Origin of the sequence: Parvularcula marina, assembly GCF_003399445.1 — a bacterium.
GTDB classification, from domain to species: Bacteria; Pseudomonadota; Alphaproteobacteria; order Caulobacterales; family Parvularculaceae; genus Parvularcula; species Parvularcula marina.
In genome coordinates this window covers 1-514 of the sequence record NZ_QUQO01000030.1, presented here as the reverse complement: position 1 = coordinate 514, position 514 = coordinate 1, and the positions used below count along the sequence as shown (strand labels likewise).

Annotated in this window: 2 pseudogenes; both read left to right on the top strand. The window is 59.9% G+C overall.

What is annotated here, in order from left to right:
* Window positions 1–189 (top strand): annotated as a pseudogene (locus DX908_RS16075) (carbohydrate ABC transporter permease); the annotation flags it as partial.
* A 50-nt stretch (window positions 190–239) separates the two neighbouring features.
* Window positions 240–514, top strand: a pseudogene (locus DX908_RS16070) (glycosyl hydrolase); the annotation flags it as partial.

The following is a 514-nucleotide window of genomic DNA, read 5'->3' as shown; positions in this document are numbered from 1 at the left end:
ATCGTGATCCAATCGCCCGAAAACTACACGGTGCAATTGGCCATCAAGGCGCTGCAGCGGCAGTACTTCGTCGACTACGGCCTCGCCATGTCTGGATCGTTCCTCGCGACAATTCCGCTACTGATCCTCTTCATTTTCGTCGGCCGCAAGATGGTTGCGGGCGTCATGGATGGTGCATTCAAGGGGTAATCCCTTTGCCTGCCGCCAACACCAGTTCGCTTCCACCCCAGAAAGAAACCATGACTCTCTCCACCACTGCACACCCCGACCTTTCCGAAGTGAATGATCAGGTCGAACAGCTGATCGCCCAGATGAGCCTCGAAGAGAAGCTCGCACAACTCGTCGGCATTTGGGTGGGCGCGGGCGCCGACGGCCAGAGCGTGGCACCGATGCAGAGCGCCCAAGACGACGGCGCTCACGACTTCAACGAGTTCTCGAAGAACGGGCTCGGTCACCTCACGCGAGTGTTTGGCACGGTACCAGTCAGCCCCGCCGCTGGTCGCTCCGCGTTGGG